The organism is Salinigranum salinum (assembly GCF_009176545.1).
In the GTDB taxonomy this organism is placed as follows: domain Archaea; phylum Halobacteriota; class Halobacteria; order Halobacteriales; family Haloferacaceae; genus Salinigranum; species Salinigranum salinum.
The window spans coordinates 1,667,219-1,681,277 of sequence record NZ_VTOJ01000001.1 but is presented as its reverse complement, the minus strand read 5'-3'; the positions used below and the strand labels follow the sequence as shown (position 1 = coordinate 1,681,277).

Below are 14,059 nucleotides of genomic sequence, written 5' to 3'. Positions count from 1 at the left end.
ACCCAAAGGCACATTTATGCCGGGTTCATAGGAGAGCCAACTGATGTCACGGAGTCCGTCGTTACCCGAGCGTCCGCGCCTCGATCTGGACCCGGAGATGTCCGACGGGGAGCGGCTCTCGGCGATCAAACAGCACTACGAGCGGATGCGCGCCGTCAACGAGGAACTCGACGAGCGCCTCGCCGAAGCCGACGAGAAGACCGAGGCGCTGAAGGCGGAGGTCGACACGCTCAAGCGGCGCAACGAGACGCTCAAGTCCTCGTCACTGTACATCGCCACGGTCGAAGAGTGGACCGACGACGGCGTCATCATCAAGCAACACGGCAACAACCAGGAGGTCCTGACCGGCGTGTCGCCACGGCTCGAAGACGAGGTCGCGGCCGGCGACCGCGTGGCGATCAACGACTCGTTCGCCATCCAGACGCTCCTCTCCGACGAGACCGACTCCCGCGCACAGGCGATGGAGATCGACGCCTCGCCGGAGGTCACCTACGACGACATCGGCGGCATCGACGAGCAGGTCCGCGAGGTCCGCGAGGCCGTCGAGGATCCCCTCGAACGCCCCGAAATGTTCAGAGAGGTGGGCATCGACCCGCCGTCGGGCGTCCTCCTGCACGGCCCCCCGGGTACGGGAAAGACGATGCTCGCGAAGGCCGTCGCGAACCACACCGACGCCACGTTCATCAAGATGGCCGGCTCCGAGCTCGTCCGGAAGTTCATCGGCGAGGGCTCCCGGCTCGTTCGCGACCTCTTCGAGCTCGCCCAGGAGCGCGAGCCCGCCGTGATCTTCATCGACGAGATCGACGCCGTCGCCTCGAAGCGCACGGACTCGAAGACGTCGGGTGACGCCGAGGTCCAGCGGACGATGATGCAGCTGTTGAACGAGATGGACGGCTTCGACGAGCGCGGCGAGATCCGCATCATCGCCGCGACCAACCGCTTCGACATGCTGGACGAGGCGATCCTCCGCCCGGGCCGGTTCGACCGCCTCATCGAGGTTCCCAACCCCGACCCGGAGGGGCGGGCGAAGATCCTCGAGATCCACACCCGCGAGATGAGCCTCGCCGGTGACGTCGATACGGCCGCCATCGCGGAAGACCTCGACGACTACAGTGGCGCGGACATCGCCGCGCTCGCGACCGAGGCCGGCATGTTCGCTATCCGCGACGGACGAACCGAGGTGGCGCACGCCGACTTCGTCGACGCGAAACAGAAGCTCGCCGAGGACGACAACGTCGAGATTCCGGGGCTCGACTACCAGTACTGACCCGTCACCGTCCGGCACTGCCCGCTCGTTCGATCGGGTCGATCCTCTCGACGATCGGCCGACGTGACGCGTTCTCCGTGACCGTTCGACCCCGTCCGAGACCGTAGTCGACGGTTCGTCGGCGTTGTGTTCGGACGGTCCATCCCGCGTAACACAGACGAATATAAGGCGCCTAGTACACTATCTCCAATATTATAAGAACGCTCTTGTAGTGGAACCACCTCGATTTCTTCCGATGAAAACCGACCAGTACGACGCGACGGCGGGATATCACTGCCCCAGATGCGAGAGTGACGTCGTGTTCGCCCACGGCTCGTGGGGCTGTCTCAACTGCACGTACGTCCCGACGCACAGTGCCGACTGAGGTGTGACTCCGCGTCCGACCGCGCACGAGCGATCCGGGACACGGACCGTCGGCGACCCTGCCCTCACGACCGCGTGTTCCCCCGTTTCGAGACATGCTCACGGCCCCACCGTGGAACGCTACGAGGGCCCTCACTGGCCTCCTCTGTTCGGCCCACTCAGTGACGACGGTTCGTGATGGTACGGTGGCACGCGGTTGTCCGACACACTCTCGTATCGTAACCCATTATTCCCCGCGCCACCCTTCTCCGACAGATGAGCACCATCTACGTCGTCCGTGGCGTCGCCAACGCCGGGACGGCGATGGCCTCGTACGACGCCGCCCTCGCCGAGGCGAACGTCCACAACTACAACCTCGTCGCGGTCTCGTCGGTCATCCCGGCGGATGCGACCGTCGAGCAGGTCGACACCGCGCCCGACCTCGGCCCCGCGGGAAACCGGCTGACGGTCGTCGAATCGCGCGCGACGGTCACGGCCGGGACTGCCGATCGGGTCTGTGCGGGCGTCGGCTGGACCGTCGGCCCCGGCCCCGGGCTCTTCTACGAGGCGACGGCCGCGGATCCCGAGACGGTCCGCGAGACGATCGCCCACGGACTCGCCGAGGGGCGACAGCTGCGCGACTGGACGTTCGAAGCCGAGGACGTCGCGGTCGCCACGGCCGACGTGCCCGACGAGAGGGCCGACGAAGGTGACCGTTACACGACGGCCGTCACTCTCGCCGTCTACGGCGAGAGCGAGCCGATCCTGTGAGACGAGACTGTTCTGATCCCGCGGGTATCTCCGTCTCCGACGGCTTTTTGCGGGCGCTTCCCGTACTGGGCGTGTCTGATGAACGGAAACAACCCCTACGCGGGTGCTCCTGGCGTGGTCGGCGCGGGACAACCCTCGTCCGACGTCGACGACCTCTCGACTGCGGAGGTACAGCGGCTCCGGAAGGCCGTCGCCGGCATCGTCGCGGAGACGCGGACCTACCTGCCCGACAGCTACGCCATCGGGTCGGAGTTGTCGAACGGCTCCGGCGGTCCGCGCGCGACCGTCGCCGTCCATCCGCCGGTCGGCCACCCGGTCAGTGCCGGGCTCACGCCCGACGCCGAGGACCTGGAGTCGGGCCTCTCCGCAGAGGACTGTACGGAAGTCGCCCGCGGTCTCGCGGCGTCGGCCGCCTTCCAGGTGATGTCGACCGTCGGTGACGATCTGACCCCGACCGCGCGGTAACCGTTCTCCTCACTCGCGGGTTCTCGGGACACGAACAGCGACTGCGATCGAACGGTCAGCCGTGGCGTGAAATCGAGTCGGCAGTCAGCCGTCGTCACCGGGCGTCGAGGGCCCGTCGACGAACAGGCCGTAGGCGAGCAGGACCGCCGAGGGGAGGGAGCCGAGTCCGGCACCAGTCGACAGCGGCACCGACGTCAGGGTCCCCCCGACCAGCCCGAACAGGAGCGGCACCGGGAGGAGAGCGAGGAACAGGTCGTACCGTGAGGGACGGCGGCTGTCGTCGAGACGGGTTCCGTGGGCGGTTCGCGTGCTCATACGATCTCACCTCGTTCCTTCCTACGGAGTATCCCGACTAAAAATTTGTGAGGAGGTTCGTTCAAAGTCTGCTCGTGAATCTCCACTAATTCGGTCGAATTGCCCGAATGAATCCTCATAAGTTATCGGTGACGTACTATCCACGGCGCCGGTCCGGGAGGTGACGTGGAGGCTCGAGAGGCGCTACGAATCACAGCCGAGACACGTACCGAGTGGCTCGCTCGATACGCGAGAGCGACTCCGGGTCGTCGAGAGACCACACGGTCCATCGACGCTCGCCGCGAGCCGGAGCCGGAGCCGGTCGGATCGGTGTGACGGGGGTCGTCGTTCACTTCCCCCAGAAGGGGTCGCGTCGGCGGTGTTTGTCGAGGTACGACTGCAGCGCCTCGAGTTCGTCCGCCGGAATTTCCGAGGAAAGTTCCTGTTCGAGGATCTTGGCGTGTTTCTCGGGCAGGTCGATCCAGAGTTCGTCGCCCTCGTCGATCTGTCTCCCCACCGTCGGGCCGTCGATGGCGACGCTCACCCGCTTGCCGGCGCGGGCCTCGCTCACGTCCTCGCCCTGTTCCTGGATGCCGTTGAGCTGGCCGACACGAGTCGTCTCGGTGCCGTTCCACTTGACGACGTACTGGTTGTTCTTGAGGGTTCCCGACATGATCTCGACGCCGACCACGGCCGGGTTGGACTGGCGGAAGACGTGGTCTTCGAGCACTCTGAACCGACAGGGCCGGATGATCTTGTCGAGGATGGTCTCCTGCTGGGCGCGCTGCATCTCGTCGACGTACGCCTCGTACTCCTCGACGAGCTGGTAGATGACGTCGTCGTCGAACAGCCGAACGTCGGCGTGGTCGAGCTCTTCTCGGGCGTTCTTGAGCACGTCGACGTTGAACGCGAGGATGACCCTGTGTTTCGGCTCGTTCGCCGTGGAGGCGACGGCGACGTCCCGTGGTGCGACGTCGCCGACCTCCGCGCGGAGGATCGGCACCTCGGCCTCGTCGAGCGCGTTCGCCATCGCCTCGAGGCTCCCCAGCGTGTCCGCCTTCACCACGACGCCCTCCTCGGCCGTCTCGACCTCGATCTCGGCGAGTTCGCGCTCGACCTCGGCGACGACCTCGTCGATGGAGCGGTCGCGGACGACGCGCACGGGTGCGCCGGCCATCGCGTCTTCGAGGTCGGGCGCGGCGATCTTCACCCCCGAGGCGGCGGTGACCTCGTCGACGCGCTCGAACCGTTTCTCCGTCCGGATCTCGGCGTTCGGCCGGGGCCGGAGGAGCGCGCGCACCTCCGTGACGATCGGCTCGTTCTTCCCGCCGACGACGATCGTCTCGCCCTCGCGGACGGTGCCGTCGTAGAGCACGACGTCGAGGGTGGTGCCGAAGCCACGCTCCTCTTTGACCTCGAGCACCGTCCCGGCGCCGGGGCCACCGACGTCGATCTGCATCTCCTCTTTCATGTACCGCTGCGACAGCCCCATCAACACCGCGAGGAGGTCGGGGATGCCCTCGCCGGTCATCGCCGACGAGGGGACGACGCCGACGTTCTTCTGGAAGTTCTGGACCCGCCAGTACAGGTCGGCGGAGAAGCCGTTGTCGGAGAGGTCGCCGATGATCTCGTAGAGGTTCTCGTCGAGCATCGACCGGGCGCGCGAGGACTGGGCCTCGTAGGTCTGCTGGATCGGCGCACCCTCCTGCGGGTTCCACCCCGGCGTCGTGTCGATCTTGTTCGCGGCGACGACGAACGGCGTCCCCGTCCGTTTGAGGATGTCGATCGCCTCCACGGTCTGGGGCTGGAAGCCGTCGTTGACGTCGACGACGACGATGGCGATGTCGGCCAGCGCCCCGCCTCGCGAGCGGAGCGTGCTGAACGAGTGGTGGCCGGGCGTGTCGATGAACAGGAGACCGGGCAGGTCGAAGTCCGTGGGGTCGACGAGGCTCCCGGCCATCTTCGAGACCGTCTCGAGCGGGACCGCCGTCGCGCCGATGTGCTGCGTGATCGCGCCCGCCTCGCCCTCGGAGACGGCCGACCCGCGGATGGTGTCGAGGAGACTCGTCTTGCCGTGGTCGACGTGGCCCAGCACGGCGACGATGGGGGTACGGAGTGTGTCTGTGGGTTTTGTATCGGATTCGGACATGAGAGTCACTCCGGGAGAAGTTCCTTGTCAGGCAGGAGCGGGGGGGGAGAGTTAAGTCCATCGTCACGCAGAACGCCCTTCGTCACCGGATGCGGTGAGTGCCGGCCACTGGTCGCTCCACCCGTCGTCTCGGCGTCTGACGCCCGTCAGCCGCCCCCGTGGTGTTTATGCTACCGGGGGACAGTAGCGGGACTATGGTACTCGCGGAGAACCTCTCGGGCAAGGCGGTCATGGGTTCGGACGGCACCGAACTCGGGACGCTGTACAACATCACGATGGACCTCAAGACGGGCGAGCTGGACGACCTCCTGGTCGACCCGAACTTCGAGGTGTCGAGCGACTACGAGCTGGACGACGAGAGCCTGCTGCACGTGCCGGTGGGGAACGTCCAGGCCGTCAAAGATTACATCGTCATCGATCAGTAAGCGCGATGCGGATCCTGGACTCGTCGGCGTTCATCAACGATTACCACACGGACGACCGGACGGCGTCGATCCCGGCCGTCCGTGAGGAACTCGAAGCCGAGTCGTCCATGCGGTTCGAGGCGATGGAGGGAGCGGGGATGCACATCCACATCCCGACGGAGGCGACGGTGGAGAAGGTCCGCCGCGCCGCACGGGAGACGGGCGACGCCGGCGTTCTCTCCGACACCGACACGCGGCTGTTGGCTGCCGCGTTCGAGCTCGACGCGACGCTCGTCACCGACGACTACGCGATGCAGAACGTCGCCGACCGACTCGGCGTCTCGTGCGAGGTGATCTCGCAGGACGGCATCACCGAACAGCGCCAGTGGCGGTTCCAGTGTCAGGGCTGCGGTCGGGAGTTCGACGAACACCACGACCGCTGTCCCGTGTGCGGGATGGAGCTCACACGCAAGAACCCGTCGTAGCTCTTCTCTCCCGCCGGCCTCGTCGAGATCGCCGACGAGTGAGACGTTTCGGTGGTCGTGCGGGATACAGAGCGTGAACGCCGCAGTACCCGTACCGTTACAAGGAGCGGTCACACAGCACGCATCGTGCCCTCCAGACGTGCCCTGATTGCGGGTGTCGCTGGTATCGTGAGTGTGACCGCTGGCTGTACTGACACCGAGGAACTCCTCGCTCGGTGTGCCAGTCGCGGAGTGGGCAGCGAGTCACCACACCTCCGCAGGATTGCGCCGATACGGGGTGAGGAACGAGTGGCTTTCGGGATACTGGTTTCTGATCAAGCCGTGACCGAGGAGATGTATCACGCAGTCCGGATACGAAACGGTGCTGACGACCTCATCGCCTCGGTTCCGCTCATGGACAACCGGGAGATGAGCGGTCTCGATCCCGAGGACTACCCCGTGTTCGGCTCCGACAGCGGCGAACTCTACGCGGTCACACTGGGTCCACCACCGGTTCACGGTGAGTACACGGTGAGTTTGATCAGTTCGGATGGTGAGCGAATCGCAACCGCACGTGCCCGATTCAACTGCTACGCCGAGGACGGAACGCTCCCCTAACGGACCCGTCTCGTGTTCGAACGCGCTCCCTGCTCAGGTGCGCTCTCGCCGATAGTTCTTCACCGCGAAGAACCCACCAAACGGAGCGATGATCAGGCCGACAGCCACAAGCAGGAGCTGCCTGCCGGACGTTCGGTTCTCGAGAAACGCGGTTTCCGGACTGTCGGGGTCGACGTACGCAGTCGTCGTCGCCCCCGGTTCGTACTCGGCTACCGCGTTCCGAGCAGCGGATTCGGTCTCGTATCTCGGCGGGACCGACCCGGGGAACAAATCGTCTCCGGTGTACTTCTCGCCTTCGTACGTGTAGGTGAATCTCACGACCGGTTCGTACTCGATGTTGCTACCAGTGCCAGCTGTGGACGACTCGGTCTCGACGCCGACCTCGGTGATCGTCGCTTCGGTCTCCACCGAGTCTCTGACCGCGTTCGTCGACTGGACGTAATCGACCGCTCCATAGCCGACCAGTCCGATTGCAACGAGGAGCAACAGGAGGGACTGTCCAACGGTCTTCGGCCCGTCTATCGAAAGACCATCATCGGACATCGGATCCGATTGCTATCTCGAACGCAACAAGGCTGTTGCTTCTGGAAGAGCGAGTTCGACTGAACTCTCGCTTCGAGACGGGATGTTCAGGGTGCCTACCGGATTGTCCGCGCTGCTGTTGTACGCCCACCGAGAAGCCGTCACCTGTCGAGCTGCCATCGTCCCTCCACGGAGAAGTCGTCAGTCAGTCGACGAGCACACGTTCACGACCGTCGACTCCCCCGCCGAGACCGTCGATCGACGGCTCTGCTCGCGCCCCGCCGTCGCTCGCGCTCCGCTATCGCTCACACCGCGCCGGTCGCGCCGGCGTACTGGATCGCGAACAGCACGGAGTTGTAGACGCCGTGGGCGAGCCCCGGCGCGACGATGGTCTCGGTCCGCTCGTACAGTACCCCGAGGACGATCCCGAGCGCCGCGGCGATGGCGACGTACGCGAACTTCTCGGCCGGTCCGCCCGACACCGCGACCCAGTGGACGAGCCCGAACAGCGCGCTGGCGACGACGATGCCCGCCCGGACGCCGAACGACCGTCGGAGGACGCCCTGGACGACGCCCCGGAAGAGGAGTTCCTCGATGGGACCGACGAGCAAGAGCGACACGGGGATCATGTAGAGGAAGTACACCGGAGCCTCTCGCCCCCGGGTGATGACCTGATTCTCGCCGAACGAGACGCCGAGTGCCTGCAGGAGGAACCCCGCACCGAACTGGGCGACGAGGAGGGCGACGACGGCCCCGCCGGCGAGCACGAGCGTTCGGCCCGTGACTCGGCGAGTGTGGAGGAGGTGCCACGTGTCCGTGATCGCGAGGAAGCCGAGGATGGCGACGACGAAGCCGACGAACTGGAGCACCGTCCGGACGACGTCGAGCGCGAGACTCCCCTGTGCGAGTACGCCGCTTCCGACGAGCCACGCCGACACCGGTGGGACCACCGCGCTCGCGACGAGGAACGCCGCGAACACCGCGAGGACGGCCTGACCGAGGCTGGCGAGCCGGTCCACGGCCCCGCGTCGTCCACCCTCTGTGATGGACTCCATCGATCCCGGATTCGTCTTCCTCGCGGTTCAAGCCTCCGGTTCCGGTCGTGGGCGGTACACGACTCGATGGGGGTCCGACGCCGCGCTCAGTCGATCTCGAGCCGCGTCTTGTCCGCGACGGCGTCGGCCTCCTCGAAGTCGCCACCACCGAGGAGACCGCGAGCGGCGCGCTTGCCCCACTCGACGGCGGGCTGCGTGAACGTCGACACCGCGGCGAGCTCCCCGTAGAGCACGCAGGCGGCTTCCATCGCGTACAGCAACTCCCCCAGCGCGTACTCGTCGACGTGGTCGATCTCGATCCGGACGTTCGGGACCTGGGCTGCGGCGAGCGACGCCTCCGTCGCCTCGAACTCGGCGTCGAGCAGCTCCCCAAGTGAGGCCCCGCCCAGGTACGCGAGCCCCTCAAGGTCGGTGTCGGGGATCCCCAGATCCTCGTACTCGCGGGGACGAACCAGCGTGACCATCTTGTCGTGTGGACCGGCCCGGTACAGCTGCAACTGCGAGTGCTGGTCCGTCACGCCGAGCGCGCGGGCGGGCGTCTGACCGAGGCCGTCCTTCCCCAGGGATTCGGCCCACAGCTGGGCGAACCACTCGGCGAAGTACTCCAGCGACTCCGCGTACGGCATCATCGCGTTGGTGAGCGCGCCGCGTTCGGCGAGCGCGTACGAGACGGCGCCGTAGGCGTACGCGGGCGAGTCGAACAGCGACCCAGAGAGCGACTCGGCGGCGTCCGCACCACCCTTCAGCAGGGCTTCGAGGTCGTGGCCCTGGGCGGCGGCAGCGGCCAGGCCGACGGTCGACAGGACCGAGAACCGACCGGGGACGCCGTCGGGAACCGGGAGCGAGGGGAGGTCGTGTGTCTCGGCGAGACGGCGAAGGTTGCCCTCCTCGCCCGTCGTGACGAGCGTTCGCTCGGTCCAGTCGACTCCCGCCGACTCCATGGCCTCGCGGACGACGAGGAACGTCGAGAGCGTCTCGGCGGTGGTGCCCGAGCGCGAGACGACGTTCATCACGGTCCGGTCGAGTGGAAGCAAGTCCAGGAGGGCGCGGGTGTGCACCGGGTCGACGTTGTCGAGGTAGTACGCCTCGACGTCGGAGTCGAGCGCCGCCGAGAGGGTCGCCGCACCGAGGGCGCTCCCACCGATGCCGACGTTGAGGAACACCTCGCACGCCTCGAACCGGTCGACGGCGCGGTGGATAGCGTTCGTATCCGTCGTTTCGGGGAGGTTCAGCGCCGCGTACCCGTGTTCGGCGTTCGCACGCCCTTCCTCGATGCGGTCGTGTGCCGTCGCCACGTGGTCGTCGAGCCGTTCGAGCGAGTCGCGCGAGACGCCGGGCGTCGTCTCCAGCGTATTCCCGATGTCGACGTACATACGTCCCCATCCCCGAAAGGCAGTGACAAGTACGTGCCGGTCACCCCAAGCCACGAGACCGGACACGCCGCGGTCTCACTAGCCCCTCGTCTCCGTGTCGTCGCTTCTCTGGTCACTCCGAGAACGGTCTCGTCAGTCGCCTGCACCCCCCACGAGTTCAAGTACGAGGCCGCGGCCACAGGTCGCGTGCGCCGCTGACGACGATCCCGGCACGTCTCGCGGGTGCGCGGCACACCGTGTCGGGACCGTCTCTCCGTGCTGCCTGTTCGCCCCCGTCTCTCGGGACCGCGCCGGTTAAGCGGCACCGCTCCTAAACGCCGATATGGCTGACGGGTACCGCGGGGTGTTCGGCGCGTTCCCCTACGCGTTCCGACAGAGCGACTCGCTCGTCTTCCGGAGCTACGTCCTCGTCGGTGCGCTCGCGGCGCTAGCCGTGACGGTGCTGTTCGGCGCGGGACTGATCGTCCTCGTCGCACAGACCGCCGCCGTCGAGGGCGGCTCACTCACCCTCTCGCGGGCGTTCTACATCGTCGTGGGCCTGTTCGTCGTCGCACCACTCGTCGCGCCCGTCCTGCTCGTCGCGCGTCGCCATCGCCGGTCGGAGGGCCGCGACGCCCGCTACGACTTCGCCCTCTCGCTCGCGGGCTACCTGTTCGTCGGCTCGCTGTACGTCGGACTGCTCATCACCGTCCCGGCCGATCAGCAGACCGCGCCGTCGGGACCCATCGCGCCGGTCGTCGCGACGCTGTACGCGCTCCCACAGCTCGCGGGCGTGGTCCCCCCGCTCGTCGCCTCGGCGGTCATCGTCGTCGCCCACCGTATCCTCCGCTGAGTCGCCGGGCGCGGTCGTGCGTGGCGTCCGTGGTCTCCTGGCCGTCGCGTGACCTCCGTGGCCTCGTAACCGTCACGATCGTCGCGTCTCTCACGGTCGTGACCCCGTCGTCGGTCGTTCAGGCCTTCGACGGCAGCGCCGCGACGAGACGTTCCCTGAACACGTACACCGCGACGACGACGACGACGGCGACGACGAGAATCCCGGCGACGAGCCGGTACTGTGCGGCCGCGAGGCCGTCGCCGACGAGAGTGGCGAGCACGAACGTCGGCGTCCGTGCGACGACCAGCACGACCAGCACCGTCCGTAGCCTGATGGCGGTGAGTCCGGCGAGCGCACAGATCGCGTCGTCCGGAAACGTCGGGAGCGAGAACACCACGACGAGCCCGAGGAGGCCGTAGTCGTCGACGAACGTGTCGAACCGGTCGACGACTGCGTCGGCCACGACGCGTTCGACGAACGGTCGGCCGTACCGACGCGAGAGGACGAGGACGACGGCGCTTCCGATGGCGACGCCGACGATGCTGTAGACGGCGCCGATCGGGCCGAAGAGGAAGCCGCCGACAACGGCGAGCGTCTGTCCGGGGATGGGCGCGAGGACGACCTGCGTCGCCTGCAGGACGACGAAGGCGACCGGGGCGTACGGTCCCGCCCGGTCGACGGTCGCGCGGGCCCACTCCGGGTCGGTGACGAAGGGAGCGTATCGCGTCACTGCCAGGCCACCCCCGACCACCACGACGGCCAAAACGCCGAGTCTGAGGAGCGTCTGCCGACGGGCCTCGGGAGATTCGAAGACCTGCATCTCAGAGGACCGACTCCATCCGGATCGTGGCGTTCAGCGCGTACTTGCGGACGTACTGTCGCGCCGACGTCCGGCGGCCGACGGCTCGCGTCCGACCGGTCCGGATCGCGTCGAGGACGCCGTCGGCCGTCGGTTCACGGACACGGAGCTCGGTGTACGCCCGGCCGACGAGGGGGGCGAAGTGCGCGTCACTGCCACCGACGCCGGGCAGGCCGTGCTCCCGGGCGAACGACCGCGTCTGCGTGTTGCGGAGGCCGGTGATCGTGTGGGCGTTGTACACCTCCAGAGCGTCGGGATCGGTCTCGACGATGGCGTCGCGCCGTGCGCCGTGTCGCGACCGCTGGAACGGGTGGGGAACGACGGCGACACCGCCGCAGTCGTGGACATGCTCGACGGTCTCTCCGAGGGGCTCGTCCCGTGGCGGGCAGTCGTCGACGCCGAGGGCGAGCAGGTGTCCATCGGCGGTCGACACCTCGACCCCGACGACACCGATCAGCCCGTAGTCGGCGGCGATGGCGGCCGCTCGACGCGACTCGCGGATGGCGTCGTGGTCGGTGACGACGACGCCGTCGAGCCCCACCGCCGCCGCCCTGTCGAGCAGCCGCTCTGCGGGCTCGTCCGCGTCGTACGAGTCCTCCGTGTGGACGTAGGGATCGACCCGGAGCCGTCTCATACGACGCCGAACTCGAGTGCGAGCACCAGCGCGATAGCCACCACACCGCCGACACCGACGAGCCAGTGTCCGAGGACCGTCTTGTACGCCCTGTACCGGGAGGTCATGAGCGGACAGGCGGCGACGATGACGACGGCCGCGAGCCAGCCGTTCCACAGCCCGACGAACGCGTCGAGGAGGTAGCTCGCGAGGACGACGACGTTCGTGTGGACGACCGTCGTTCCCACGTAGTACGAGGTGCCCCCCTCGTCGCCGAACCCCTCGGCGTTGTGGCGGACGAGCCGAAGCCCCCCGAACAGGAGGATTACGAAGCCGACGGCGGCCCCAACCAGGGCGTTCGGCGCGAGCACCGTGTGGTACAGCAACGCGGCGGTCACGAGGTAGACGAAGACGTCGATGAACGAGTCGATGGCGCGGCCGAAGTCGGAGTCGATCCCCCGTCGACGGGCCCAGTAGCCGTCGGCCTTGTCGAAGACGAAGCCCGCGAACATCGCCAGGATTCCCCAGTTCGGCTCCCCACCGACCACGAGGAGCGCGGCGATCCACGCCCAGAACAGCGCCGTCAGACTGAGCCAGTCCGCCCCGTTCAGCCGGGAGATCATGTTCTCTTCCGTGGTCGAGCGCACGACCCGCTCGGCCCGGGAGTCGAATCCATCGACCGGTTCGAGCACGGACCTGTTCTCGTCGGACATGTCCTCACAGGCCCGTTCGTCGACCTGTGTATAAAATCTCCCGATGAATTATATAGTATATTCGCAAATATATAGTTGCGATGGCGTACGGAGCGGTATTGTCCCGTTCGTAACCGACTCAGGCGGGGGTGACGTCGCGACGGCGGTAGCCGAACAGCCGCAGGTAGCCGTGCACCCGGCGGCGCTCGAACCCGTTGGCCTCGAACACCCACTGCGACGGGCGGTTGTCGAGGGCAACGAGTGCGTGGACCGTCTCCATCCGCCACTCCGTCGCCAGCTCCAGGGCGCGGGCGACGAGTGCGGTCGCGACGCCCCGGTTGCGCGCGTGAGGATGAACGAACACCCGCCGGATGTAGGCCCCGTCGAACGACAGGTCGCTCTCGAGTGGGTGGACGTGAACGGTCGGCGTGGGACTGACGAACAGGTAGCCGAGCACCTCTTCCCCACTACCGTCGTCCGCGCTCGCCACCAGGATTGTCTCGTCGTCGCGGCGTTCCGGGAGCGCCGGACACGCTTCGGCCCGGAGCGAATCTGGTGGTCGGGGGGCGACGACGACGCCCGCTGGCGGCTCACGACCCGCCTTGACGGTGTCGAGCGGTGCGACGTACTCGTACATCCGCGTCGCAGTGATCCCGGCACGTTTCAGCGCGTCGTACAGCCGCCGCGCGTGGTCGTTCCGGGTCAGCCGCCAGAGGTCGAACATCGGTCTCGTCCGGTCGTCCACGGCCGACGGTAATAACCAGTCGTGATCTCCGGTCGGCGGGAGTCTCACCCGCTCCATCCACCAACCGGGCGTGCCGAGGACGAAAGCGTGAACAGGCGGCGTCGCCTTCGTTCAGCCGATGACCGACGACGGACCGACGGCGAAGACCAGCACGTTCCTCGTCACCGCCGCGGACGAAGAGTCGGCCGTATTAAAGGACGTGACGGACGGCCAGGTCCACACCCTCTCCTCGAACCCTGGCGTGGCGGTCGACGACGCCGTCGAGGGGACGGTCGTCCCCGACCCGCCGCTGAACGTCTCGTGGCGACTGGCCGAGATCGACCGCCAGTGGAGCCTCGCGCTCGACGTCTCCGACGAGAGGCCGACGGCCTGGGCGCGCGAGACCGCTGCCGCACAGCCCGTGGGAGAACTCGCCCGGAAGGAGCGGGCCGGCACGGGCGAACTCCACGTCATGACCGTTCCCGAGGAGACGACCGAACAGGCCGTCTCCGACGTGGTCGACGACCGGGAGGCGACGCTCGTCCGCGCCGCTCGCATGGGCGTCGCGCGCGTCGAGATCCGGTCGGAACCGGGCGTCGTCGTCGTGCGGTACATGCCCTGACTGGCGACGCC

At 67.3% G+C, this 14,059-nt stretch carries 18 protein-coding genes; 9 read left to right on the top strand and 9 right to left on the bottom strand.

The window, feature by feature from the left end:
- The first annotated feature begins 43 nt into the window (after positions 1 to 43).
- The 4 genes from pan2 to FZP69_RS08000 all read left to right on the top strand — a co-directional run bounded on the left by pan2 (position 44) and on the right by FZP69_RS08000 (position 2,845).
- Positions 44 to 1,267, top strand: coding sequence for a proteasome-activating nucleotidase Pan2 (gene pan2, locus FZP69_RS08010; protein ID WP_152040800.1), 1,224 nt, complete (start codon positions 44 to 46; stop codon positions 1,265 to 1,267).
- Positions 1,268 to 1,502: 235 nt separating this feature from the next.
- Positions 1,503 to 1,631, top strand: a complete 129-nt coding sequence (locus FZP69_RS23215; RefSeq protein ID WP_275689348.1) for a hypothetical protein — start codon at positions 1,503 to 1,505, stop codon at positions 1,629 to 1,631.
- Between the two features lie 254 nt (positions 1,632 to 1,885).
- A complete protein-coding gene (locus FZP69_RS08005; RefSeq protein WP_152040799.1) occupies positions 1,886 to 2,380 on the top strand; it encodes a pyruvoyl-dependent arginine decarboxylase in 495 nt (164 codons plus the stop codon).
- A gap of 78 nt (positions 2,381 to 2,458) precedes the next feature.
- Positions 2,459 to 2,845, top strand: coding sequence for a DUF5811 family protein (locus FZP69_RS08000; protein WP_152040798.1), 387 nt, complete (start codon positions 2,459 to 2,461; stop codon positions 2,843 to 2,845).
- 84 nt (positions 2,846 to 2,929) lie between these two features.
- On the opposite strand, the gene FZP69_RS07995 is transcribed toward FZP69_RS08000, so the two are convergent.
- Both FZP69_RS07995 and infB read right to left on the bottom strand, forming a co-directional pair.
- Entirely contained in the window at positions 2,930 to 3,160 is a 231-nt protein-coding gene (locus tag FZP69_RS07995; protein ID WP_152040797.1) for a hypothetical protein, read from the bottom strand.
- Positions 3,161 to 3,488: 328 nt separating this feature from the next.
- Complete coding sequence (gene infB / locus FZP69_RS07990) at positions 3,489 to 5,288, bottom strand: translation initiation factor IF-2 (protein ID WP_152040796.1); 1,800 nt, start codon at positions 5,286 to 5,288, stop codon at positions 3,489 to 3,491.
- A 194-nt stretch (positions 5,289 to 5,482) separates the two neighbouring features.
- Here infB and FZP69_RS07985 point away from each other — a divergent pair, with 194 nt between their 5' ends.
- The 3 genes from FZP69_RS07985 to FZP69_RS22465 all read left to right on the top strand — a co-directional run bounded on the left by FZP69_RS07985 (position 5,483) and on the right by FZP69_RS22465 (position 6,774).
- Complete coding sequence (locus FZP69_RS07985) at positions 5,483 to 5,713, top strand: PRC-barrel domain-containing protein (RefSeq protein WP_204959930.1); 231 nt, start codon at positions 5,483 to 5,485, stop codon at positions 5,711 to 5,713.
- Positions 5,714 to 5,718: 5 nt separating this feature from the next.
- A complete protein-coding gene (locus FZP69_RS07980; RefSeq protein WP_152040794.1) occupies positions 5,719 to 6,177 on the top strand; it encodes an NOB1 family endonuclease in 459 nt (152 codons plus the stop codon).
- Between the two features lie 126 nt (positions 6,178 to 6,303).
- On the top strand, positions 6,304 to 6,774 hold the full coding sequence (locus tag FZP69_RS22465; RefSeq protein ID WP_192918505.1) for a hypothetical protein: 471 nt from the start codon (positions 6,304 to 6,306) through the stop codon (positions 6,772 to 6,774).
- Positions 6,775 to 6,807: 33 nt separating this feature from the next.
- On the opposite strand, the gene FZP69_RS07970 is transcribed toward FZP69_RS22465, so the two are convergent.
- From FZP69_RS07970 to FZP69_RS07960, 3 genes are all read right to left on the bottom strand, one after another.
- Positions 6,808 to 7,317, bottom strand: a complete 510-nt coding sequence (locus FZP69_RS07970) for a DUF3592 domain-containing protein (RefSeq protein WP_152040792.1) — start codon at positions 7,315 to 7,317, stop codon at positions 6,808 to 6,810.
- Between the two features lie 284 nt (positions 7,318 to 7,601).
- A complete protein-coding gene (locus tag FZP69_RS07965) occupies positions 7,602 to 8,351 on the bottom strand; it encodes a CPBP family intramembrane glutamic endopeptidase (protein ID WP_152040791.1) in 750 nt (249 codons plus the stop codon).
- 86 nt (positions 8,352 to 8,437) lie between these two features.
- Positions 8,438 to 9,724 (bottom strand): glucose-6-phosphate isomerase, encoded by a 1,287-nt coding sequence (locus FZP69_RS07960; RefSeq protein ID WP_152040790.1) that lies wholly within the window; start codon positions 9,722 to 9,724, stop codon positions 8,438 to 8,440.
- A 322-nt stretch (positions 9,725 to 10,046) separates the two neighbouring features.
- Here FZP69_RS07960 and FZP69_RS07955 point away from each other — a divergent pair, with 322 nt between their 5' ends.
- Entirely contained in the window at positions 10,047 to 10,556 is a 510-nt protein-coding gene (locus FZP69_RS07955; RefSeq protein WP_152040789.1) for a hypothetical protein, read from the top strand.
- Positions 10,557 to 10,674: 118 nt separating this feature from the next.
- Here the strand turns inward: FZP69_RS07955 and FZP69_RS07950 are convergent, their stop codons facing one another.
- The 4 genes from FZP69_RS07950 to FZP69_RS07935 form a co-directional block, all read right to left on the bottom strand.
- Positions 10,675 to 11,358 (bottom strand): TVP38/TMEM64 family protein, encoded by a 684-nt coding sequence (locus tag FZP69_RS07950; RefSeq protein ID WP_152040788.1) that lies wholly within the window; start codon positions 11,356 to 11,358, stop codon positions 10,675 to 10,677.
- 1 nt (position 11,359) lies between these two features.
- Entirely contained in the window at positions 11,360 to 12,031 is a 672-nt protein-coding gene (locus tag FZP69_RS07945; protein ID WP_152040787.1) for a CehA/McbA family metallohydrolase, read from the bottom strand.
- Positions 12,028 to 12,723 carry a CDP-alcohol phosphatidyltransferase family protein gene (locus FZP69_RS07940; RefSeq protein WP_152040786.1) on the bottom strand — a complete coding sequence of 232 codons (696 nt, stop codon included), beginning with the start codon at positions 12,721 to 12,723 and terminating at the stop codon, positions 12,028 to 12,030. The genes FZP69_RS07945 and FZP69_RS07940 overlap by 4 nt, the downstream gene beginning before the upstream one ends.
- A gap of 118 nt (positions 12,724 to 12,841) precedes the next feature.
- Positions 12,842 to 13,426 (bottom strand): GNAT family N-acetyltransferase, encoded by a 585-nt coding sequence (locus tag FZP69_RS07935; RefSeq protein WP_152040785.1) that lies wholly within the window; start codon positions 13,424 to 13,426, stop codon positions 12,842 to 12,844.
- A 139-nt stretch (positions 13,427 to 13,565) separates the two neighbouring features.
- Between FZP69_RS07935 and FZP69_RS07930 the strand changes: the two genes are divergently transcribed.
- Positions 13,566 to 14,048 (top strand): DUF5812 family protein, encoded by a 483-nt coding sequence (locus FZP69_RS07930; protein ID WP_152040784.1) that lies wholly within the window; start codon positions 13,566 to 13,568, stop codon positions 14,046 to 14,048.
- Positions 14,049 to 14,059: the final 11 nt, after the last annotated feature.